A 21,996-nucleotide genomic window follows, 5' to 3' on the forward strand; every position below is an offset into this window, starting at 1 on the left:
CTACCCTAAGTTGGTTCGCCGTGGTGACGGCCCATGGGAATGACCAGCGGAGTCCCGCTGACGGGGTCCGGTGTGATGCGGCACTTCAGCTCGAAGACGACCCGCACGACGTCCACGGTGATCACCTCGGCCGGGGTGCCTTCGGCCACGATCCGCCCCGCCTTCATGGCGACGACGTGATCGGCGTAGCGGCAGGCCTGATTGAGGTCGTGCAGCACCATCACGACGGTGCGGTTCTCGCGGCGGTTCAGGTCGGTGATCAGGTCGAGCACGTCGATCTGGTGCGCCAGGTCGAGATAGGTCGTCGGCTCGTCGAGGAGCAGGACGGGGGTGCCCTGGGCGACCGCCATGGCGATCCAGGCGCGCTGGCGCTGCCCGCCGGAGAGTTCGTCGACGGGACGGTCCGCGAGATCGGTCATGCCGGTCGCGGCCAGCGCCTCGTGGACGGCACGCTCGTCGGACTTCGACCACTGCCGCCACCAGGTCTGGTGCGGTGAACGGCCGCGGTTGACGAGGTCGACGACGGTGAGACCCTCCGGGGCGACCGGGCTCTGCGGCAGGATGCCCAGGCGCTGGGCCAGTTCGCGGCTGGGTATGGAGTGCAGGGCGCGGCCGTCCAGGTGGATGGCGCCGTCGCGGGGCGCGAGCAGCCGGGCCAGGGCACGCAGCAGGGTGGACTTGCCGCAGGCGTTGGCGCCCACGATGGCCGTGATCCGGCCCGGCGGGACGGACAGGTCCAGACCGTCCACCACGAGCCGGTTGCCGTAGGACAGGCGCAGGTCACTGGCGCGCAGGTCCACGGCGGTGGCCGGCGCGGGGCCCGCCGGGACGGGGTCGGTCGACAGGGAGTCAGCCGACATGGGGATCAACCTCCTGAGCCCGCGCGGTTGGCGCGGACGAGCAGCCAGAGCAGGATCGGCGCGCCGAGCACGCCGGTGACGATGCCGACCGGCAGTTCCGTGCCGGGGACGAGGGTGCGGGCGACGAGGTCGCTGCCGAGGACCACCACGGCCCCGGTCAGCCCCGATGCGAGGGCGGGCGGCCACGCGGTGCGGGCCAGGCGCTGGGTGATCTGCGGTGCGGCGAGCGCCACGAAGGCCACCGGCCCGGCGGACGCGGTGGCGAAGGCGACGAGCCCGACCCCGGTGAGCAGGACGGCCAGGCGCACCGGCTGTACGCGCGTGCCGAGCCCGGTGGCCACGTCGTCGCCCAGTTGCAGGGTGCGCAGCAGCCGTCCGAGGAGCAGCGCCGTCGGCAGCAGCACCGCGAGGGCGATGGCCAGCGGCCCGACCTGGCCCCACGTACGGCCGTTGAGATTGCCGACCAGCCAGCCCAGGGCGGCCTGTGCCTGGAAGCGTCCGCCCTTGGCCACCAGATAGTCGGTGGCGCTGGTGCAGATCCAGGCCACCCCGATGCCGACCAGGATGATCCGGTAGCCGGTGGCGCCGCGGCGCCAGGCCAGGGCGTACACGATGAGCGCCGTGGCCAGCGCGCCGAACAGCCCGAGGGCCTGCGTGCCCAGGCCGCCGTCCCAGCCAAGGACGATCCCCGCGACGACGGCGGTGCCCGCGCCCTGGGTCAGGCCGATCATGTCGGGGCTGGCCAGCGGATTGCGGGTCATGGTCTGGAACAGCGCCCCGGACACGCCGAAGGCGAATCCGGCGAGCAGCCCGACCAGCGCGCGGGGCAGCCGCAGCTCCTGGACCACGAGCACGGTGCCCGGGTCGCCGGAACCGGCCAGGGCACGTACGACATCGGCGATGGCGATCGGATAGTCGCCGATCGACAGGCCCCAGCAGAACAGCAGGAAGCCGACGACGGCGAGTACGGCGCCCAGCGCCACGAGCCGGGGGCGCAGGACCCCGGAGACGGGCGGCACGGTCAGCCGGTAGGTGCGGAAAGAGGAGCCGAGCGCGGTCTTCGGAGCACTCATGCTCATACCTCCGACAGATGGCGTCGGCGGACCATGGCGATGAAGAACGGGCCGCCGATGAAGGCGACGACGACGCCCGCCTGGATCTCGGTGGGGCGCGCGACGACCCGTCCGACGATGTCGGCGGCGAGCAGCAGGCACGGGGCGAGCACCGCGGAGAGCGGAAGCAGCCAGCGGTGGTCCGGGCCGATCCCCGCCGACTGGGCGAGCACGCGCGCCACATGCGGGACGATCAGCCCGATGAAGACGACGGGACCGATCACCGCGACCGCCGCGCCGGTCAGCAGCGTGACCGCGGCGACGCCCTGGAGCCGGACCAGTCCGAGCCGCCGCCCCAGCGAGGCCGCCACGTCGTCGCCAAGGGCCAGGCTGTTGAGGGCCGGTGCGCACGCCAGGGCGAGGGCCGCGCCCACGGCGATGAAGGGCAGGATGCGCAGGACCGTCGCGCCGTCCTGGTCGGCCATCGAACCGGCCGAGAAGAAGCGGTAGCGGTCCAGGGCGTCGGGGTCGGTGAGCGCGATCGCGCTGGTGAGCGAGGAGAGCAGCGAGGTCACCGCGACGCCGGCGAGCGCCAGTTTGACCGGCGTCAGACCGGAGCGGCCCAGCCTGCCGAGGAGATAGACCACGACGCTCGCCACCAGGGCGCCCGCGAAGGCGAACCAGACGTACCCGTGGAACGAGCCGACGCCGAGCACCCCGACGGCCAGGACGATGGCGAAGGAGGCACCTGCGCTGACACCGAGAATGCCCGGGTCCGCGAGCGGATTGCGGGTCAGGGCCTGCATGAGCGCGCCGGAGAGACCGAGGGCCGCGCCCGCCGCGAGGCCGAGCGTGGTGCGGGGCACGCGCGCCGACCAGACGATGTTCTCCACGAGCCGGCTGGGCGCGTGGCCGAACAGCGCCCGCACGACCTGGTCCGGCGGAACGTTCGCCGCACCGAGGGCGATCGACAGGACGCAGAGCGCGGCCAGGGCGGTGCAGAGCAGAGCCACGAGAAGGGCTGGACGGGCCCTTTTGCTCCGTGTCACCTTGCGGTCTCCAACTGCCAACTCCCTTGAGGGCGGCGGGACTTGGACGTGATGCGGGGCGCGATCTCCGCCACAGTCGGGCCGGTCGATGAGGTTACCCTAACTTTTCGGCCACCGCCGGTGAGGGCCCCGCCGCTGCCGTCGCCGTCGGACCCCTGCCCCCGTGGACCCCTAGGCTTCCTCCAGGCACCGACCCCGACTCCCTGGAGCGCACACCGTGTTCGACCCCGCACCGGCGCAGCACCCGTACCCCGACGCTCACCGGCCGGACGAGGCACCGGCACCGCACGCGCTGCTCACGCCCGTGCTCGGACTCCTGGGCAGTTGGCACGGGCGGGGCCAGGGCGAGTACCCGACCCTGGAGGCGGACTTCACGTACGCCCAGGAGGTCACCTTCAGCCACGACGGCCGCCCCTTCCTCCGGTACGAGGCACGGGCCTGGCTCCTCGACGCCGACGACGCACCGCTGCGGCCCTCGGCCCGGGAGAGCGGCTGGTGGCGGCTACAGCCCGACGGCCGGGTGGAGGCGCTGATCACCCAGCCCACCGGCATCGCCGAGATCGCGGTGGGCCACGCGGCCGGCAACACGATCGACCTCTCCACCAGCGAGGTGGCCCGCACCCCCACCGCCAAGGAGGTCAAGGCGACCCGCCGCCGCTACACGCTCACCGACGACGGCCAACTGACCTTCGTCCACGACCTCGAAGCGGTCGGCCAGCCGCTGCAGCACCACCTCTCGGCACACCTGCGCCGCACGGCGTAGCCGCCTCCCGCCGCGCCGCCCGCACGTGGCCCGAAAGCGGCCTTGACCGAGGCTCGCCGAAGTCTATGGTCTGGACTAATCGGCCAACGAGAACATCTGGCCTCAGCACTTCACGCACGCCCCCCACTCACAGCGCCGTGAAGGAGTCACGCATGCACAGGAAGCGGAAGTTGGCCGCCATGATCGGTGCGGGCCTCGCCCCGGTCCTCGCGCTCACGCTGCCCACCGGTTCGGCCAGTGCGCACGGGTATGTCAACGCACCGGCCAGCCGCCAGGCGCAGTGCGCCGCGCGCACCATCGCGTGCGGCGACATCAAGTACGAACCGCAGAGCGTCGAGGGCCCCAAGGGCCTGCGCAGCTGCAACGGCGGCAACGCGCGGTTCGCGGAGCTGAACGACGACAGCAAGGGGTGGAAGGTCAGCAACGTGAGCAGGACGCAGACCTTCACCTGGACGTTCACCGCACGGCACCGCACCGCGAACTACGAGTACTTCGTCGACGGCACGAAGGTCGCCACGATCGACGGCGGCAACCAGCAGCCACCCGCCACCGTCTCGCACCAGGTCAACCTCGGCAGCGCCACCGGCAGGCACAAGGTGCTCGCGGTCTGGAACATAGGCGACACCTCGAACGCCTTCTACGCGTGCATCGACGTCAACATCCGCTAGGGCAGCCGTCCATGACCCGCGTCCTCGACGTAAATCTCTCCGGTCATGGCCCTATGAACTGATACGCCCTCTGGTTACCCTCCGCCGCATGATTTCCACGGTTGTCTGGGGAACCGGAAATGTCGGCCGAGCGGCCATCCGTGCCGTCGAGGCCCACCCGGCGCTGAAGCTCACCGCCGTGCTCGTCCACACTCCCGACAAGGTCGGCCGCGACGCGGCCGACCTCGCCGGGCTCGACGAACGTCTCGGCGTCGCGGCGACCGACGACATCGACGCCGTCCTCGCGGCATCACCCCAGGCCGTGGTGTACGCGGCCTCCGGCGACATCCGCCCCGACGAGGCCCTGGCCGACGTCGGCCGCGCGATCCGGGCCGGGGCCGTCGTCGTCACCCCCGCGCTGTACGCCCTCTACGACCAGCGCAACGCCCCGCCCGAGCTGCGCGATCCGCTCCTCGCCGCCATCGCGGACGGCGGCGGCTCCCTCTTCGTGTCCGGCGTCGACCCCGGCTGGGGCAACGACGTCCTGCCGCTGCTGATCAGCGGCCTCGGCAGCACCGTCGACGCGATCCGCTGCCAGGAGATCTTCGACTACTCCACGTACGACCAGGAGGATTCCGTACGCCACCTGATCGGCATGGGGCATCCGATGGACTACGAGCCCCTGATGCTCGCCGAGACCGTCCCGACCATGGTGTGGGGCGGCCAGATACGGCTGATGGCCAGGGCGCTCGGCGCCGAACTCGACGACATCCGCGAGACGTTGGAGCGGCGCGCGCTCGACACCTCGGTGAGCACGCGGACGATGGGCGACTTCGCGGCGGGCACCCAGGGCGCGGTGCGCTTCGAGGTGCAGGGCATCGTCGGCGGCGAACCGCGCATCGTCATCGAGCACGTCACCCGCATCCACCCGTCCTGCGCACCGGACTGGCCGTCGCCGCCCGACGGCGCGGGCGCGCACCGCGTGATCGTCGAGGGCCGCCCGCGCATCGAGGTGACGGTCGAGGCCACCGACGAGGGCGAGAACCGGTCGGCGGGCGGCAACGCCACCGCGGTCGGCCGTCTGGTCGGCGCCATCGACTGGCTCGTGGCCGCGGAACCCGGACTCTACGACGCGCTCGACGTCCCGCTGCGTCCCGCGACCGGCAAGCTCGGAAGGAGCAAGCAATGAGCTCGATGCACATCGACATCCCCGAGGGCCAGGAGCCGATCGGGTACGTGTGGGGCGACATGGTCCCCGGGATCGGCATGGCCGCCGCGAACTTCTCGCTGTCGGTGTACGAGCACACGACGCTGGGGCTGCGGGAGTTCGAGGCCGCGCGGCTGCGCGTCGCGCAGATCAACGGATGCCTGTTCTGCCTCGACTGGCGGACCGAGCGCGAGGGCCAGAAGGTCGAGGAGGAGTTCGCCGAAGCGGTCACCCAGTGGCGCACCACCGACGCCTTCGACGACCGGACACGTCTTGCCGCCGAGTACGCCGAGCGGTACGCCCTGGATCACCATGGCCTCGACGACGAGTTCTGGACGCGGATGACCGCGCACTACAGCCAGCGCGAGATCGTGGAGCTGAGCATGAGCATCGGCTCCTGGCTGGCGTTCGGCCGGCTCAACCACGTGCTCGGCCTCGATGCGGTGTGCGTCCTGCCCGGGCACTGACGCGCAGTGCCCCGGCGCCGAGGGGCCGTGGCTACAGATCGGTCGCGATGATCTTCTCGATGTTCCGTTCGGCGAGCGCCGTGATGGTGACGAACGGGTTGACGCTCGTGTTGCCGGGGATCAGCGAGCCGTCGATGACGTACAGGCCGGGGTGTCCGTGCAGCCGGCCGTAGTTGTCGGTGGCCTTGTTCAGGACGGCGCCGCCGAGCGGGTGGTAGGTGAGATGGTCGCCCCAGATCTTGTACGTGCCGAACAGATCGGTGCGGTAGATCGTCCCCTCCTTTGAGTTGATCTTGTCGAAGATGGTCTTGGCCGCGTCGATGGACGGCTGCTTCCAGGCGGTCTGCCAGTTCAGCTCGGCCTTGCCCGCGGCCGCGTTCCAGGAGAAGGAGGCGCGGTTCGGGTTCCTGGTGATCGACAGGTAGAACGAGGCGTAGGTCTCGATTCCGGTGGGCAGCGGCGCGACCTCGGCGAACGCGCCACCGGCCGCCCAGTTGTCGATGCCGCCGGTGGGGATGGCCGACTGGACCTTGCCGGTCGCGTCCCACATGTGGTTGGCGCGGCCGCACATGACGTTGCCGTTGTCGCCCCAGCCCTTGCCGATCTCCCCGTTCAGGTTCGGCAGAGCGCCGGTGGCTTTCAGTTTGACGAGTAGTTTGCTGGTGCCGACGCTGCCCGCGGCGAAGAACACCCTGTCCGCGGTCACGGTCTTGGTGGCGGTGGTGGTGCCGGTGGTGTTGAGCTGCTCGATGACGACGGTGTAGCCGCCGCCGGACGCGGGGGAGACCGTGGTGACCTTGTGCAGCGGGGAGATGGTGACCCTGCCGGTCGCGGTGGCCTTGGCGATGTAGGTCTTCTGGAGGGACTTCTTGCCGTGGTTGTTGCCGTAGAGGATCTCGCCGGCGACCGCCGACTTGGGGACCGTTCCCGCCGCCTCCTGCTTCATGTAGTCCCAGTCGTAGACGCCGGGCACGAAGAGGAACGGGAATCCGGAGCGCTGGGCGTGCTTGCGGCCGACCCGCGAGTACTGGTAGCAGTCGACGCTGTCGAACCAGGCCGGGTCGATGGTGCTGACGCCGAGACCGGCGTTGGCCCGCGGGTAGTAGGTGGAGTACATCTCGTCGGCGTTGACCGACGGGAGGACGGCGCCGAAGTTCTCGCGCTTGGGCGTGACCGCCATGCCGCCGTTGACCAGTGAGCCGCCGCCGACGCCGCGGCCCTGGTAGACGATGATCCCGCCCATCTCCTCGGCGTCCAGGATTCCGGTGTAGCGGGGGATGTCCTTGTCGATCGGGAAGCCGAGGAAGTTGCTCAGGGGCTGCTTGGTCCTGGTGCGCAGCCAGAAGGAACGGGCGTCGGGCGAGGTCGTGTGGGCGAAGATCTTGCCGTCGGAGCCGGGGGTGTCCCAGGCCATGCCCATCTCGATCATGTGGACGTCGACGCCCGCCTGGGCCAGGCGCAGGGCGGCGACGGAGCCGCCGTACCCGGTGCCGATCACCAGGGCGGGGACGCGGGCCCCGTCGCCGATGGGTCCGGCCGCGGCCGTCGCGTCCGGCTGGGCGGAGGCCGGGGGGATGGCCTGGGCGGAGAGGGTGACGGCTCCCAGAATAGAACCGGTTCCAGCTATGAATCTTCGCCGTGTGACGCCCTCTGGGGCAATGATGCGCTTGGTAGTGCCACTCATGTGACGTTCCTCACTCTCGTAGGAATGGGAACGAGTTCTACTGCTACTGGCGCATTAAGTCACTGCATACCTAGAGGTAACTTCTGTCCGATCTTGTGCCTGTGCGGAGCCGTCGCCCAGGAGCTGCTTTCTGGCCAGGTCGACGTCGAAGCCCGCCTTCGGGTACCGCGGATCGAGCATCTTCAGGTGCTCCAGGAGCAGGCTGCTGATCGCCCAGTTCCGGTACCACTTGCGGTCCGCCGGGATGAGGTACCACGGGGCGTGCGCCGTCGAGCACCGTTCGAGCGCGATCTCGTACGCCTCCTGGTAGGCGGGCCACAGGGCGCGTTCCGCGATGTCGCCGGGGTTGAACTTCCAGTGCTTGTCCGGGTTGTCGAGGCGTTCGAGCAGTCGGCGCCGCTGCTGTTCGTACGAGATGTGCAGGAAGCACTTGATGACGGTGACGCCGTCCTCGGCGAGGGTCTGCTCGAACTGGTTGATCCGGCCGTAGCGGCGGCCGAGGTCGCTGGGCGGGACCAGTTCACGGACGCGGGCGATGAGGACGTCCTCGTACTGCGAGCGGTCGAAGATGCCGATCTCGCCGGGCAGCGGGAGTGCCTGCGTGATGCGCCAGAGGAAGGGGTGGCTCAGCTCCTCCGGCGTGGGCGACTTGAAGGCCCTGATGCGGCAGCCGGAGGGGTTGAACTGGCCGATGACGTGCTTGACCGTGCCGCCCTTGCCGCTGGTGTCCATGCCCTGGAGCACGAGAAGCACGCGGCGGCGGTCGCCCGCGGTGCTCGCCGCGTAGAGGCGCTCCTGGAGCTCGGCGAGCTGTTCGCCCATCCGGGCGGTGGCCAGGACTCCGGCGGCCTTGTCCGCCGGGCCCGCCGGGGTCGCGTCGGCCGCGTACGAGGCGAGCTTCACCCGCTCGCCCTCGGGGATGCGCAGCAGCTCGCGGAGCGGGGCCGGGGCGGGGGCGGAGGCCTTGCCGGACTGCTTTCCGGCCTCCTTGCCCCGCTTCTTCTTGACCTTCTTGGAGTCCTTCTTGTCCTTGGCCACGAAGCGGCCCCTTCCGCCGGTTTTCCTCGATGGTGCGCAGGGGGAGGGGACGCCGCCACTCGGGCCGAGCCGGTCGGCGCATCCTTGTAAAGGAGTCTTTCTAAAGATAGCTTTAGATGGTGGACGAGACTCCGGAGAACCCCAGCCCCACCGAGCGCAGCATTCAGCTCACCGACCCCCGGGCCCTGCGGGCCTACGCCCACCCCACGCGCATGGCCCTGGTCGGCCTGCTGCGGCAGAGCGGTCCCTTCACGGCCACGCGTGCCGCCGAGCTGACCGGCGAATCCGTGGCCAGCTGCTCCTACCACCTGCGGATACTGGCGAAGTACGGACTCGTCGACGAGGCCCCCGGCGGCCGGGGGCGCGAAAAGCCGTGGCGGGCGACAGCCCGGTTCACCGACTGGCCCGGCTACAGCGAGGACCCGTCCGTCGCCGAAGCTTCGGACGCACTGTCCGCCGCGGTCGCCCGGCGGTACTTCGATCGGGCCGCCCGGGCCATGGAAAAGCGCCACACGCTGCCGCGGGCCTGGCAGGAGGCGGAGCAGTTCAGCGACTCGGTCCTGCACCTCACCCCCGAGGAGCTGACCGACATCGGCGAGCGCATCGACGCGCTGCTGCGGCCTTACGAGGACCGGGGGACCGATCCGGCCCGGCGCCCCGAGGGCACGCGCACCGTCAGCGTGGTGCGGCTCGCTTTCGTGGACCGCGAGATCCCCGAGGGCGCCCCGAACGGCGACGGCGAGGCGGACGAGGGGGCGGGCGGGGACCCGGAAGGGGAGTCCGGAGCATGAGAAAGGCGAGAGCAGGGGCAGGGGCAGGAATGTGGGCGGGGGCGGGGATACGGCAGCGCATACCCGTCCTGCTGCGCGAGCGGACCTTCCGGAGTTACTGGACCGGGCGAACCGTCTCGCTCGTCGGCGACGAGATCTCCCTGATCGCCATCCCGCTCGCCGCCGTGCTCGTCCTCGGCGCCGACGCCGCCGAGATGGGCTGGCTGAAGGCGGCCGAGCTGCTGCCCGCGCTCCTCCTCAACATCCCGCTGGGCGCCTGGGCCGACCGGCAGGCCCGGCGGAGGCGCGCCATGATCGCCGCGGACCTGGTGCGCGCGGCACTGCTGGTGTCGCTCCCGGTCGCGTATCTGCTCGACGTCCTGACCCTGACGCAGCTCTATGTGACGGCCTTCGGGATCGGCGCGCTGACCGTGCTCTTCGAGGCCTGCAACAACAGCCTGTTCGTGGCGCTGGTGTCGCGCGAGCGCTATGTGCAGGCCAACTCGCTGGTCAACGGAAGCCGTTCGATGTCCTGGCTGGCCGGACCCGGCATCGGCGGGCTCCTGGTGCAGTTCCTCACCGCCCCCTTCGCCCTGCTCGCGGACGCCTGCACCTATCTCGCGTCGGCTCGCTTCCTCGCACGCATCGACCCCGTCGAACCCGTGCCCGCGCCAGTCGGCAAGGGGCACTTCACGGCCGGCCTGCGGTGGGTGGTCAAGGAGCCGTCGATGCGGGCGCTGTTCGCCTGGTCGGGGACCATCCAGTTCTTCAACTACATGTTCCACACGCTCTTCGTGCTGTACGTGACGGTCGAACTGGGCCTGAGCGCGGGCGTTCTCGGCGCGATCCTGAGCGCCGGTGCCGTCGGCGGTCTGATCGGCGCCGTGAGCAGCGGCAGGATCGTGGCCCGCTTCGGCATCGGCCCCTCGATCCTGTGCGGGTCCGTGGTGTTCACCCTGCCCCTGGTGCTCGTACCGCTCGCCGACGGGCCGGTGCCGCTCGTCGTCGTGACGCTCTTCGCCGCCGAATTCCTCAGCTGCGTCGGCGTGATGGTCATCGACATCGCCTCCGCGTCCCTCCAGATGGTGCTGATCCCCGAGGCCATCCGCTCCCGGGTGATGGGCGCCTTCCGCACCCTGAACCACGGCTTCCGCCCCCTGGGCGCCCTGCTCGGCGGCGCCCTGGGCGCGGCGCTAGGCCTGCGCCCCACGCTCTGGATCGGCACGGCAGGCGCGGTCCTTGCGATCCTGTGGCTCCTGCCGTCCCCGATCCCCGCCACCCGATCCCTCCCCGAACCGGCCCCCCAGGACACCATCCCCGCCTGAGCGCGCCGCCGGGCGGGACGCCCCGATCAGGCCGCCGGAAAGCCCGGTGCCCCCGCCAGGCGCGTTCTACGATGAGCACCGCGCATCACCTCAGGGGGAAGGGGCCGGCTCGTGGAGGTCAATCTCACGTTCGGCGACGGAACCTCGGGCGCCCACGAACAGAGCGACGAGTTCGCGGCGTCCGTGCTGTCGCTGTATCGCTGGCTGGTGGCGGAGCCCGAACTGCGCGGTCACGCCCGGGTGTCCACCGGGACGCGGCAGGCCGAGCAGGGACGCATGGGTGACGGTCTTGACCTTGTCAACGTCGTCCTGGCCAACAGCATCGCCTTGGGCGGCCTGGTCACGGCCGTCGCCGCGTGGAGGGGCTCGCGTCCGCGTCCGCCGCAGGTGCGGCTCGAACGGGACGGCGTCGTGATCGCCCTGCGGGACTGTTCCCCGGAGACCGTCGAACAGGTCCTGCGGCTGTGGAACCAGGGCCCCGGCGCATCACCGCCCCCGCAGCCGGCGCCCGCACCCGCCCCGGCGGACGGGGATGACGAGTAACCGTGGCGCTGCTGTCGGATCCGGCCCGCTCCGAGGCCGTACTGGTCGGTGTCCACGACTACACCCACCTGGCAGGCCTGCCCGCCGTCGCCCGCAACCTGAAAGGGCTGCAAGCCGTGCTGACCGACCCCGCCATCTGGGGTCTTCCCGAGGGTGCCTGCACGGTGATCTCCCAGCCGGGCAGCGCAGGACGGGTCCTTGACGTGGTGCGGGACCGGGCACACCGGGCCCTGGACACCCTGCTGGTCTACTTCGCCGGACACGGTCTGACGGACCCGCACACCGAGGAGCTGTACCTGGCCCTGCCCGACTCGGACGGCGAACGTGAGTACACCTGGCTGCGGTACGAGTACCTGCGCAGGGCCGTGCTCGATCCGCGGGCCCGCGCCCGGCGCACCGTGCTGATCCTCGACTGCTGCTACAGCGGCCGTGCCCTGGTCGGCAAGATGAGCGCGAGCGCACACGTCGCGGACCAGGCCGTCGTCGACGGGACGTGCGTGATCGTGTCCTGCGCCGAGACGCGCCCCGCGCTGTCCCTGCCCGGCGAGACGTACACCGCGTTCACCGGCGAGCTCATCACGACCCTTGGCGAGGGAGTCGCGGGCAAGCCCGATCCGCTGGACATGGACACCCTCTACCGGGACGTACGGCGGGCGCTGACCGCCAAGTCCCGCCCGGTGCCGCAGCAGCGCAACCGCAATCTCGGCGGCGACATCGCCATCGCCCGCAACATGGCCGCGGCCCGCGGCGCACCGTCCCCGCCGGACCTGTCGAGCCTGGACCTGCGGCAGCGGGAGGCGGAGGAGCGGCTCGCGCGGTTGGAGCGGCGGGCGGAGCAGATGCGCCTGGAGAGCGAGGGGTTGCGCCGAGAGGCGGAGCAGCGTGCCCGGGAGACCGTCGAGACCGCGCAACGCCTGGCGTCGGCGGTGGCGGCCGCTCCCGAGCCCGACTTCCAGCCGTTCTGGTTCGCGGTGCCGGTCGCGCGCCCGCTGATGGGCGAGGACGGAAAGCTGCAGCCGATCGCGGAGCTGGCCTCGGGCGTCTGGCACCTGGCCGTGGGGAGGCGCGGAACAGCGCTTGTCGCCATGACCCAGGAAGGCCATCGCGGGCTTCTGCTCGACGTCTCGGAACTCCAGTGGGGTGTCAGCGAAGAACCCGATGGGCGCAAGGAGCCCAGTCCGTACGGCAGAAGCAACACCGAGTCGCTGCGACGCACCCAGCGGGCCGTGCGCGAGGCCCGGCGCCTTGTCGGCGCGGTGACCGCCTCCGACGATCCGGACTTCGAGCCGTTCTGGTTCGCGGTGCCGGTCGCGCGCCCGCTGATGAGTGAGGACGGCGCCCTCGAACAGGTGGCGGAGCTGCGCCCTGGCACGTGGTACCTGGCGGTCGAGCAGCGGGGCGAGGGGCTCGTCGCGCAGACCCAGGACGGCCGACGCGGGTTCCTGCTCAACACCTCCAACATCCAGCGGGGCTGATCGCCGCCGACCGCGGACCAAAGAGGGCCGCCAACTCCCTTGTGTCACAGGCGTTTTGGCGTCGTGCGGGGCATTGACATCCCAACCCCGCATAGAGAAGCTCCATCACGCCCGTGTTAACGCTAACACCGGGCCGAGACACACCTGGGGGAGCCACCCATGTCAGGTAGTCGTCACAGCCTTCATCCGGTGCCAGGCCCCGCGCCCGACCGCCGCACCGTCCTCGCCGCGGCCGCCGCAGGAGCGCTCGCCACGGCCTGCGCGACCGCCGGCGGACAGCCTCCCGGCAAGGTCGCCGTGCTCGGCGACAGCGCCGCCTGGGAGAAGCCCATGGCCGCCGCGGGGGCGGCCATGAAGTCCGTGGCGGGCCTGCGCCTCGTGCCGGAGGTCAACCCGTCCCTCGAGTCGTTCGAGCAGGTCGTCAAGTCCTCGCTGCGCACCAGCAAGACGCCGGACATGCTCAAGTACTGGTCGGGCTACCGGCTCCAGGACCTCGCGCGCACCGGCGGCATCGTCGACCTGACCCGGCAGTGGGACCGGGCCGTCGGGAAGGGCTGGGTCGACGCCTCGTTACGGGACGCGTTCACCTACCGGGGGCGGGTCTACGCCCTGCCGATGAACCTCGCGTACTGGGTCTTCTTCTACAACATCGAGGTGTTCGAGGAGCACCGCCTCCAAGCCCCGAGGACCTGGGTCGACTTCCTCACCGCCTGCGAGCGCCTCAAGGAGAGCGGGATCACCCCGCTGCACGGCTCGGCGGCCGACCGCTGGCCCGCCTTCATCTGGTTCCAGGAGATCCTCAGCCGCCAAGACCCGCGGTTCTACGAGGACTTGATGAACGGCCGCGAGCGGTACACCGACCCGCGCGCCGAACGCGCCCTGCGCACCGTGGAGTCCTTCTTCGACAAGGACTGGTTCACGCCCATGGACATGAGCCACGCCTCCGCCGCCCCGGCCCTCGTCCACGGCAAGGTCGGGATGGTCCCCTGCGGCACCTGGCTCGGCTCCACCCTCGTGGGCGCGGGCGCGAAGCCGGGCAAGAACCTCGGCGCCTTCGTCCTGCCCATGGCGGACCCGAAGGCCCGCCCCTGCGTCGTCTTCGAGTCCAGCGGTCTCGTCTCCACCGTCAAAGGGCCCGACCGGACGGAGGCGCTGGAAGCGGCGGGCAACTGGATGCACCCCGCCGTCATGAAGGCCTTCTCGCACAGCCTCCAGGACGGCTGCCCCAACCCGAAGGTGGAGCCCCCGAACCCGGTGATCGCCGGTCTCGCGAAGAAGGTCCGCGGCGACAGGCTCTGGCTGCTCAACCGCTTCTGGGAACAGGGGCCGCCCGAACTCGTCGAGGCGACCGTCGACGACCTGGCCGGGTTCCTGCTGAACCCGTCCTCCCACCGCAAGGTGCTGCGGACCATGCAGGACCGCGCGGACGAGGCATGGCGGGTGTGGCGGGAGGCGGAGGAGACATGACCGAGATCGTGACCCCCGCCGAGACCGCCGCGAAGCCCGTGCGCGTACGCCGCCGCGTCCCGACCCGCACCCCGCACCAGGCCGCCCGAGGCAACGGCAGGCTCGGCGGACCGCTCGCCGCGCTGCCCTGGGCGCTGCCCGCCTTCGCCTTCGTCGGCGTCCTGCTCGTCTATCCGTTCTTCCGCAGCGTCTACGACAGCTTCTTCGAGGACAACGGCTTCACGAGCAGCTTCACCGGCCTCGACAACTACGCGCGCCTCGCCGACGACCCCATGTTCGGCCGCTCGCTGCTCAACACCCTGATGTGGGTGGCCGGGACCCTGCTGCTGCCCGTCCTGGCCGGACTGCTCATCGCCGTCGCCACACACCGGACGCGTCTTGGCGGCATCGCGCAGCTCGTCATCGTGCTGCCGTACGCCATCTCCGCGGCCGCCACCGCGGTCCTGTGGAACTTCATGCTGACGTCCGACGGCGCGGTCAATCAGGTACTTCGCGGGGTCGGCCTGGACTCGTGGGCGCAGACCTGGCTCCTGGAATGGCCGCAGAACACGCTGTCGATGATCGTCGCCAGCACGTGGCAGGCCACCGGGCTCAACGTCGTCCTCTTCGCGATCGGGCTGCGGGCCATTCCCCAAGACACCGTCGAGGCGGCCCAGCTGGACGGCGCGAGCGGCTGGCGGATGTTCCGGTACATCACGCTGCCCCAGCTGCGGGCCGTGACCGTCGTCGTGGTCGGGATGGCCGTCGTGAACAGCCTCAAGGCGTTCGACATGATCTGGATCCTCACCAAGGGCGGCCCGTCCCGCTCCTCCGAGACCCTCGCCCTGAGCATGTACCGCGAGGCGTTCCGGCTCTTCCACATCGGCTACGGATCGGCGATCGCCCTCGTCCTGTCGGTGATCGTCGTCGCCTCCTCGTGGATGTACCTGCGCCGCCAGATGCCCGAGGCCGACGCCCGCGCCGCCAACGCCAAGGCCTGAGGAGGCACCCCATGGGTCGCACCGTGCGCCATGTCTTCATCGCCGGATGCGTGCTGCTCTGGCTGATCCCGCTCTACCTCCTCGTGGTCAACGCCCTGACGCCCGTCGCCGAGTACACCGGCAGGCCCGACTGGACCGTCCAGGGCTTTGGCCTCGTCGAGAACCTCGAGACCGCCTGGGACGTGGCGGGCATCGGCGACAGCTTCCAGGCCTCGCTGCTCTACGCCGTGGTGTGCGGCCTGGCCGCCGTACTCATCGCGGCCATGGCGGCGTTCGCCGTCGTCGTCCTGCCCATCCCCAGGCCCGCCTTCTGGTTCTGGCTCATCTACTCCGGCACGCTCTTCCCGCTCCAGATCTTCCTCGCGCCGCTCTTCGGCCTGTACGCGGACGCCAATCTGTACGACACCCGGCTCGGGCTCATGCTGATCTACGCCGCGTGGGCCGTGCCGTTCGCGTTCTTCCTGATCCGCAATCAGATGACCACCATGCCGCCGGAGTTGACCGAGGCGGCCCTCATCGACGGTGCCTCCTTCCGGCGGATCTTCTGGCGCATCCACGTACCGCTGATGAAAGCCGGGCTCGCCGCGGCGTTCATCTTCCAGTTCACGGCCGTCTGGAACGACCTGCTCCTGGGCATCACGCTCAGTCGCAGTCCCGACGTCCAGCCGGTGATGGCGGCCCTGAGCACCCTCAACAACGCCTACTCATCGACCGGGCCGCCCGTCATCCTGGCCGGCGCGCTGATCGTCTCCCTGCCCACGCTCCTCCTCTTCCTGGTGTTCCGCGGCCTGTTCCTGCGCGGCGTCACCGCATCCGCCCGCTGACCTGCCCCTCTCTGGGAGAACCGCATGACGACACGGGCCCTCGTCCGCACCACCGACTGGGACAACGACCGCATACGCGACAGCCTGCGCTCCTCCGTGGTCACCGCGGAGGGAAGCCTCGGCGACAGCGCCCTGAGGCTCACCGAGGAACCACTGCTGCGCAGGGCGGCGGACGGCGGCGGTCTCACGCAGTCGCTGCGGATCGAGGCCGTCAACGGGTCGGTCCTGCCGGGAGAGTTCACCGTGCGCACCGAGGCCGGGACCGCGCTGCCCGTCGAGCGGCTCGCCGGACCCGGCGGCTCCGTACGCCTCATGGTGCCCGCCGTCGACACCGAGACCCGCCTCACCGTCTGCCTGCCCGACGCCCCCGAGGGCGCCGAGGGCATCGACGTGCGTCTCACCCCACAGCGCCGCTGGACCCTCCACCTGGTCCACCACTCCCACCTCGACATCGGCTACACCGACCCCCAGGGCCACGTCCTGGCCGAGCACCTCTCCTTCCTCGACTCCTGCCTGGAGCTGACCCGGGCCACCGACGACTGGCCCGCCGAGTCGCGGTTCCGCTGGTGCGTCGAGTCGTTGTGGTCCTTCCGGCAGTGGGCGGAGGCCCGCCCCGCCGAGCAGGTCGAGGAGTTCGTGCGCCGCGTGCGCGAGGGACGCATCGAGCTGACCGCGCTGCCGTTCAACCTGCACACCGAGACCTGCTCCACCGACGAGCTGCACGAACTGCTGCGCCTCGCCCACGACCTGCGCGACCGGCACGGCGTCACCTTCACCTCCGCCATGCAGACCGACGTGCCCGGAGCGGTCGTCGGACTGGTCGACGCGCTGTCCGCCGCCGGAGTCAAGTACCTCTCCGTGGCGCACAACTGGGCCGGACGCTCCGTGCCCCACCTGGTCGGCGGCGAGAAGCTGCCCCGCCTCTTCCGCTGGCGCGCGCCCAGCGGCAACAGCGTCCTGGTCTGGGTCACCGACACCCCGCACGGCCTCGCCTACATGGAAGGCCCGCTGCTCGGCTTCGACACCAACTACGCGGACGTCGACGACCTCCTTCCCGCCTATCTGACCTCCCTCGCGACCAACCCGTACCCCTACCGCGGCGGCATCTTCGGCTGGGCCATGGACCAGACGGAGACCAAGCGCGAGCCCTACCCCTGGGACGTGCTCCACCTGCGCGTCCAGGGCAAGTTCGGCGACAACGCGCCGCCACGGCGCATCATCGCCGACACCGTCCGCCGCTGGAACGAGACCTGGGCCCACCCCCAGCTGCGGCTCTCGCGCAACGAGGACTTCTTCACCGACGCCGAGGCCAGGCTCGGCGACGCCATCCAGTCCTTCGAGGGCGACTGGACCGACTGGTGGGTCGACGGAGTCGGCTCGGGTGCGAGGCCCCTGTCCCTGGCCCGCACCGCCCAGTCCGTGGTCGCCGACGCCCAGACCATCGGCACGTTCGCCGGACTCCTCGGCGCCACGGGGGCGGAGGAAGACAGCGCGGACGCAGCCGGGGTCTACGAAGCGGTGTCGCTCTTCGACGAGCACACCTGGGGCGCCGGCGACCCATGGACCCACGGCGACGAGGGCGGCCACAGCGGCGAGCACCAGTGGCACTGGAAGTACGGGCAGGCGATGCGCGCCCACGACGACGGGAACGCCCTTCTCGGCAGGGCGAGCGCCCGGCTCGGGCAGCGGCTCGCGACGGTGCCGGGCGTGGCAGCGACCTACCACGTGGTCAACACCTGCTCCTGGCCGCGCACGGACGTCGTACGGATCTTCCTGCCGGAGAGCAGCGTCCCGCTGGAGCAGCCGGTCGCCGTGCACGACGCCCGCGCCGGACACCGGCTCGACCACGAGGAACAACCGCAGAACAACGACGACCACCGGGACGCCGGACGGTTCCTGCTGGTCCGCGTGGACGAGGTGCCGCCCGCGGGGTCCGTGCGCCTGGACATCACCGCCGACGCCACGCGGGCCGACGCGCGGACGCGGACCACGGTCGTGAAGGCCGCCACCGGCTGGAACCCCACCGGCGGCACCGAGCGCGACGACCCGGCGCGGACCGCCGCCGCGGCGCTCGCCCTGCCCGATCCGACGCTCCTGGAGAACGAGCACCTCGCCGTCCGCGTGGACCTGGCGCACGCCTGTATCGCCTCGGTCGTCGACAAGGCGACCGGCCGCGAGCTCGTCCGCCCCGACGCGACCGTCGGCTTCAACGGCTACATCCACGACAGCTACACCACCGCCGGAGCCTTCAACCACAACTCCAGCCGCACGACGGCCTCCGACCGCCTCGAACACCTCGGCGTCCGCGCCGTCGCCCCGCCCGCCGCGCTCATCGCCCGCGCCTCCACCGCTACGGCCGAATCCATCACGTACGAGACCCGCCCGGCCGGGGCCAACCGGCTGCGCACCACGCTCACCCTGCCCGTGGGCGTGCCCCGCCTCGACATCGAGAACCGCCTCGACAAGGACGCGACACTGCGCAAGGAGAGCGCCTACTTCGCGTTCCCCTTCGCCTTCGACGAGCCGGTCGTGCGGATGGAGGCATCCGGCGGCCTGACGGGCAACACCCTTCCCGTGGTGCCGGGTTCGGCCCTGCACATGCGGGCCGTGCGACGCTGGGTGACCCTCGCCGACGACGGGCTCGCGGTGGCCTGGTCCACGCAGGACGCGCCGCTCGTGCAGTTCGGCAACATCGCCCTGCCCTACGCGCCCTTCCCCAGGACCATGGGGCACGACGAGCCCGCCACCGTCTTCTCCTGGATCCACAACAACCTGTGGGACACCAACTTCCCCAGCGAGCAGGGCTTCGAGTTCACCTACCGCTACAGCCTGGCCTGCGCCCCGGCCGCCGACGGGCTCGGCCCCCGGACGGCGGCGGCCTGGAGCCGCCCGCTGCGGGCCGTGCGGGCCAGGGGAGCCGAGGACGGCGGGCAGACCTCGCTCGCCTTCGTCGGGCTCGGGGACGCGCGGGTCCGCCTGGTCGGGCTCACGACGCCGCGGCCCGGCGAGGTCCTGCTGCGGCTCCAGTCCTTCGCGCAGGAGCCGGTGGCCTGCCCGGTGCGCGCCCACTTCCCGGTCGCGTCCGCCCACAGCGCGGACTACCTGGGCACGGCGGGCGGTGAACTGGCCGTGACTGGAGGGGCGTTGAGCATCGACGTCCCCGCCCTCGGTACGACCGCGGTGCTCTTCGTACGTCCCTGAATCCTCCCTACGTCTTCCAGCGAACCCCCTGCATTCTCCAGCGAAGAACCTCCGCACGAAGGAGCACGCGTGTACCGGCTCGACCCGCGATACCCCCCGGCACCGGGGACCGTACTGATCAGCGGCTGGGAGGCCGTGGCCGCCCAGCTTCCCTCCGAACCCGCGATCGTGGCGGTCGAGGGACCACCGGCCGCCGACTGGGAGACCATCGCGGACCGCCTCGCCGCCGCGTGCTCCCTGCCCGTACGCACCCTCGACGTCCGTACGCGCTACGCGTCCCCGGCCGTGGTGCGGCGCCGCACCATGAGCGCACCGGACGCCGACGACCCCTACTACTGCCGGCTCGCGGAGAATCCGCTGGCCGACCTGTTCGACGAACTCCCCCGCGAAGACCGCGGCACGGAAGAACTGCTGCTCGTCTACGGACCCGGCGCCTCCCTGGTCCTGCACGACGTGCTCTGGTACGCCGATCTGCCCAAGCGGTACGCGGAGGCCGCGGTGGCGGCCGGAGAGGCGGACAACCTCGGACTGCCAGGTGAGCGGGGCGAGTTGAAGCGGCTCTTCTACGTGGACTGGCCGATGCTCGACCGCCACCGTGACGCGGTCGTCGGCCAGCTGGACGGCTGGGTGGACGTACAGGACCCCGGGCGGCCCGTGTTCCTCGACGGGAACGGACTGCGGGCGAACTACGCCGACCTCGCACGGCACCCCGTGCGCACCAGACCGTTCTTCAACTCCACACCCTGGGGCGGACATTGGGCACAGCATGCACTCGGATTCAATTCCGGCGCACGCAACACCGCTCTCGGCTACGAACTCATCGCCCCCGAAGCGGGCATCCTCATCGGACACGGTCCGCAGACCCAGGCGGAGGTACCCTTTCAACTCCTCTGTGTCCTGCACCCCGACGAGGTGCTGGGACGGGAGTCACACGCCCGCTTCGGTACGTCCTTCCCGATCCGCTTCGACTACCTGGACACCGTGGGCGGCGGCAATCTGTCGGTGCACTGCCACCCCAAGGAGCCGTACATGAGGGAACGGTTCGGCTGGTCCTACACGCAGCACGAGACGTACTACATGACGCTCGGCAGCGCGGACACGCGCGTCTATCTCGGCCTGCGCGAGGACGCCGACCTCGCGCTGTTCCGCAAGGAGATCGAGGAAGCCGCGCACGACGGGGTGCCGATGACCCCCGAGGACCACGTCATGACCTTCCCGGCCGAACAAGGCAGGCTCTTCATGATCCCGGCGGGCACCCCGCACGCCAGCGGCGCCGGGAACCTCGTACTGGAGATCAGCGCGACCCCCTACCTCTACAGCCTGCGCTTCTACGACTGGCTGCGACCCGACGCCGACGGCCGGCCGCGCCCCCTGCCCTACGAACACGGCCTGGCCAACCTGGAGACGGAGCGGCGCGGCGACGCGGTGCGGCGCGACCTGGTGCAGGAGCCCTGCGTCCTGCGGCGCGGGGACGGCTGGCGCGAGGAACTGCTCGGCGCGCTCGACGAGATGTTCTACGAGGTGCGGCGCTACGCGCTCGACGCGGGCGCCATCGCCGCCGACGACACGGCGGGCCGCTTCCACGTCCTGAACGTGGTGGAGGGCGAGGGTGTCACCGTGCTGACCGCGGCGGGGGACCGGCACGCGCTGTCGTACGCGGAGACGCTGACGGTGCCCGCCGCGGTCGGCGGCTACCGCCTGGAGTCGCGGGGCGGCCCGGCGAAGGTGGTGAAGGCGCTCGTGCGCGACCGCCGTGCCGCGGGCGCGGGGCCCTCGTGAGAGCCGTGCTGGAGCTCGGTGGCACGCATGTCACCGCCGCTCTGGTGGACCCGCTGCGCACGCGGGTGAGGCGCCGCATCCGGCGGCCGCTCGATGCGCGGGGCGACGCCGAGCACATACTCGGCACGGTCGTGCGCTGTGCCGGGGAGCTCCAGGTGCCCGCGGGCCAGGTGTGGGGCGCGGCCGTGCCGGGACCCTTCGACTACGAGAAGGGGATCGCCCGCTTCGAGGGCGTGGGGAAGTTCGACGACCTCTACGGCATCGATGTGCGCTCGGTGCTGCTCGACGGCGTGTGGCCCAGACCCGCGGACGTGGTGTTCCTGAACGACGCGCACGCGTTCACGCTCGGGGAGTGGAACGCGGGGGCCGCGGTCGGCCATCGGCGCTGTGTGGGGATCACCCTGGGCACGGGGGTGGGGTCGGCGTTCCTCGCGGACGGCGTGGTGTGCCGCGAGGGTGCCGGGGTGCCGCCCGAGGGCCGCATCGACCTGATGACCTGGTCCGGCGCACCGCTGGAGCGCTTCGTCTCCCGGCGGGCGATCCTTGCCCGCTACGGCGACCACGACGTGGACGTGCGGGACATCGCGGCGCGTGCGCGGGAGGGCGAGCGGTGGGCCGGGCAGGTCATCGCCGACGCCCTCGGCGCGCTCGGCACCGTCCTGGCCCCGTGCGTACGTGACTTCGGCGCGTCGGCGGTCGTGATCGGCGGCGCCATGGCGCTGTCCTGGGACCTGGTCGGGCCGGGCATCGGCAGCGGCCTCGGGGATACTCCGGTGAGGCCGCGCCCCGGCACACTGGGCGCGGACGCGGCGCTGATCGGGGCGGCGGAGTACGCGGGAGGCGCCGGACGGTGAGGCGAGCCCGG

Annotated in this window: 19 protein-coding genes; 14 read left to right on the plus strand and 5 right to left on the minus strand. The window is 71.2% G+C overall.

Features of this window, described 5'->3' with window-relative positions; translation table 11 throughout:
* Nucleotides 1–5: 5 nt before the first annotated feature.
* From ACZ6ZP_RS11125 to ACZ6ZP_RS11135, 3 genes are read right to left on the minus strand one after another with little or no spacing between them, the layout of a single operon-like run.
* Entirely contained in the window at nt 6–860 is an 855-nt protein-coding gene (locus ACZ6ZP_RS11125) for an ABC transporter ATP-binding protein (RefSeq protein ID WP_469406432.1), read from the minus strand.
* A gap of 5 nt (nt 861–865) precedes the next feature.
* The gene (locus ACZ6ZP_RS11130; protein ID WP_383823444.1) at nt 866–1,939 is read right to left on the minus strand and encodes a FecCD family ABC transporter permease; all 1,074 of its coding nucleotides are present in this window, start codon (nt 1,937–1,939) and stop codon (nt 866–868) included.
* Nucleotides 1,936–2,961, minus strand: a complete 1,026-nt coding sequence (locus tag ACZ6ZP_RS11135; protein ID WP_351161427.1) for a FecCD family ABC transporter permease — start codon at nt 2,959–2,961, stop codon at nt 1,936–1,938. Before ACZ6ZP_RS11135 ends, ACZ6ZP_RS11130 begins: the two co-directional genes overlap by 4 nt.
* 217 nt (nt 2,962–3,178) lie before the next feature.
* Here ACZ6ZP_RS11135 and ACZ6ZP_RS11140 point away from each other — a divergent pair, with 217 nt between their 5' ends.
* From ACZ6ZP_RS11140 to ACZ6ZP_RS11155, 4 genes are all read left to right on the plus strand, one after another.
* Nucleotides 3,179–3,724, plus strand: a complete 546-nt coding sequence (locus ACZ6ZP_RS11140; RefSeq protein WP_351161429.1) for a nitrobindin family protein — start codon at nt 3,179–3,181, stop codon at nt 3,722–3,724.
* A 152-nt stretch (nt 3,725–3,876) separates the two neighbouring features.
* The gene (locus ACZ6ZP_RS11145; protein ID WP_351161432.1) at nt 3,877–4,392 is read left to right on the plus strand and encodes a lytic polysaccharide monooxygenase auxiliary activity family 9 protein; all 516 of its coding nucleotides are present in this window, start codon (nt 3,877–3,879) and stop codon (nt 4,390–4,392) included.
* 88 nt (nt 4,393–4,480) lie between these two features.
* Nucleotides 4,481–5,560: an NAD(P)H-dependent amine dehydrogenase family protein gene (locus ACZ6ZP_RS11150; protein WP_351161435.1), complete on the plus strand. Its 1,080-nt coding sequence runs from the start codon at nt 4,481–4,483 to the stop codon at nt 5,558–5,560.
* Between the two features lie 5 nt (nt 5,561–5,565).
* Nucleotides 5,566–6,045 (plus strand): carboxymuconolactone decarboxylase family protein, encoded by a 480-nt coding sequence (locus ACZ6ZP_RS11155; RefSeq protein WP_351161712.1) that lies wholly within the window; start codon nt 5,566–5,568, stop codon nt 6,043–6,045.
* A 31-nt stretch (nt 6,046–6,076) separates the two neighbouring features.
* On the opposite strand, the gene ACZ6ZP_RS11160 is transcribed toward ACZ6ZP_RS11155, so the two are convergent.
* Both ACZ6ZP_RS11160 and ACZ6ZP_RS11165 read right to left on the minus strand, forming a co-directional pair.
* Entirely contained in the window at nt 6,077–7,729 is a 1,653-nt protein-coding gene (locus tag ACZ6ZP_RS11160) for a GMC oxidoreductase (RefSeq protein ID WP_469406436.1), read from the minus strand.
* 54 nt (nt 7,730–7,783) lie between these two features.
* On the minus strand, nt 7,784–8,767 hold the full coding sequence (locus tag ACZ6ZP_RS11165; protein ID WP_469406438.1) for a PPK2 family polyphosphate kinase: 984 nt from the start codon (nt 8,765–8,767) through the stop codon (nt 7,784–7,786).
* Between the two features lie 116 nt (nt 8,768–8,883).
* Between ACZ6ZP_RS11165 and ACZ6ZP_RS11170 the strand changes: the two genes are divergently transcribed.
* The 10 genes from ACZ6ZP_RS11170 to ACZ6ZP_RS11215 all read left to right on the plus strand — a co-directional run bounded on the left by ACZ6ZP_RS11170 (nt 8,884) and on the right by ACZ6ZP_RS11215 (nt 21,985).
* Complete coding sequence (locus ACZ6ZP_RS11170) at nt 8,884–9,558, plus strand: helix-turn-helix domain-containing protein (RefSeq protein WP_468617507.1); 675 nt, start codon at nt 8,884–8,886, stop codon at nt 9,556–9,558.
* Nucleotides 9,555–10,862: an MFS transporter gene (locus tag ACZ6ZP_RS11175; RefSeq protein WP_469406439.1), complete on the plus strand. Its 1,308-nt coding sequence runs from the start codon at nt 9,555–9,557 to the stop codon at nt 10,860–10,862. Before ACZ6ZP_RS11170 ends, ACZ6ZP_RS11175 begins: the two co-directional genes overlap by 4 nt.
* Before the next feature lie 111 nt (nt 10,863–10,973).
* Nucleotides 10,974–11,405: an effector-associated constant component EACC1 gene (locus ACZ6ZP_RS11180; RefSeq protein ID WP_469406441.1), complete on the plus strand. Its 432-nt coding sequence runs from the start codon at nt 10,974–10,976 to the stop codon at nt 11,403–11,405.
* A gap of 2 nt (nt 11,406–11,407) precedes the next feature.
* Nucleotides 11,408–12,880, plus strand: a complete 1,473-nt coding sequence (locus tag ACZ6ZP_RS11185) for a caspase, EACC1-associated type (RefSeq protein WP_469406443.1) — start codon at nt 11,408–11,410, stop codon at nt 12,878–12,880.
* 189 nt (nt 12,881–13,069) lie between these two features.
* Nucleotides 13,070–14,347: an ABC transporter substrate-binding protein gene (locus ACZ6ZP_RS11190; RefSeq protein WP_469406445.1), complete on the plus strand. Its 1,278-nt coding sequence runs from the start codon at nt 13,070–13,072 to the stop codon at nt 14,345–14,347.
* The gene (locus tag ACZ6ZP_RS11195; RefSeq protein ID WP_366462807.1) at nt 14,344–15,327 is read left to right on the plus strand and encodes a carbohydrate ABC transporter permease; all 984 of its coding nucleotides are present in this window, start codon (nt 14,344–14,346) and stop codon (nt 15,325–15,327) included. The genes ACZ6ZP_RS11190 and ACZ6ZP_RS11195 overlap by 4 nt, the downstream gene beginning before the upstream one ends.
* Before the next feature lie 11 nt (nt 15,328–15,338).
* Nucleotides 15,339–16,151: a carbohydrate ABC transporter permease gene (locus tag ACZ6ZP_RS11200; RefSeq protein WP_351161455.1), complete on the plus strand. Its 813-nt coding sequence runs from the start codon at nt 15,339–15,341 to the stop codon at nt 16,149–16,151.
* A 24-nt stretch (nt 16,152–16,175) separates the two neighbouring features.
* Nucleotides 16,176–19,352, plus strand: coding sequence for a glycoside hydrolase family 38 N-terminal domain-containing protein (locus tag ACZ6ZP_RS11205; protein WP_469406447.1), 3,177 nt, complete (start codon nt 16,176–16,178; stop codon nt 19,350–19,352).
* 69 nt (nt 19,353–19,421) lie between these two features.
* A complete protein-coding gene (locus ACZ6ZP_RS11210; protein ID WP_469406448.1) occupies nt 19,422–21,131 on the plus strand; it encodes a class I mannose-6-phosphate isomerase in 1,710 nt (569 codons plus the stop codon).
* A complete protein-coding gene (locus ACZ6ZP_RS11215) occupies nt 21,128–21,985 on the plus strand; it encodes an ROK family protein (protein WP_351161465.1) in 858 nt (285 codons plus the stop codon). Before ACZ6ZP_RS11210 ends, ACZ6ZP_RS11215 begins: the two co-directional genes overlap by 4 nt.
* The last annotated feature ends 11 nt before the right edge of the window (nt 21,986–21,996 follow it).

The organism is Streptomyces sp. NPDC054047, from assembly GCF_055585065.1.

Bases quoted from the DNA above. Each gene is read 5' to 3' on its own strand.
- ACZ6ZP_RS11125 (WP_469406432.1), bottom strand. From the start codon at position 860: ATGTCGGCTGACTCCCTGTCGACCGACCCCGTCCCGGCGGGCCCCGCG.
- ACZ6ZP_RS11130 (WP_383823444.1), bottom strand. From the start codon at position 1,939: ATGAGCATGAGTGCTCCGAAGACCGCGCTCGGCTCCTCTTTCCGCACC.
- ACZ6ZP_RS11145 (WP_351161432.1), top strand. From the start codon at position 3,877: ATGCACAGGAAGCGGAAGTTGGCCGCCATGATCGGTGCGGGCCTCGCC.
- ACZ6ZP_RS11150 (WP_351161435.1), top strand. From the start codon at position 4,481: ATGATTTCCACGGTTGTCTGGGGAACCGGAAATGTCGGCCGAGCGGCC.
- ACZ6ZP_RS11155 (WP_351161712.1), top strand. From the start codon at position 5,566: ATGCACATCGACATCCCCGAGGGCCAGGAGCCGATCGGGTACGTGTGG.
- ACZ6ZP_RS11160 (WP_469406436.1), bottom strand. From the start codon at position 7,729: ATGAGTGGCACTACCAAGCGCATCATTGCCCCAGAGGGCGTCACACGG.
- ACZ6ZP_RS11170 (WP_468617507.1), top strand. From the start codon at position 8,884: ATGGTGGACGAGACTCCGGAGAACCCCAGCCCCACCGAGCGCAGCATT.
- ACZ6ZP_RS11175 (WP_469406439.1), top strand. From the start codon at position 9,555: ATGAGAAAGGCGAGAGCAGGGGCAGGGGCAGGAATGTGGGCGGGGGCG.
- ACZ6ZP_RS11195 (WP_366462807.1), top strand. From the start codon at position 14,344: ATGACCGAGATCGTGACCCCCGCCGAGACCGCCGCGAAGCCCGTGCGC.
- ACZ6ZP_RS11200 (WP_351161455.1), top strand. From the start codon at position 15,339: ATGGGTCGCACCGTGCGCCATGTCTTCATCGCCGGATGCGTGCTGCTC.
- ACZ6ZP_RS11205 (WP_469406447.1), top strand. From the start codon at position 16,176: ATGACGACACGGGCCCTCGTCCGCACCACCGACTGGGACAACGACCGC.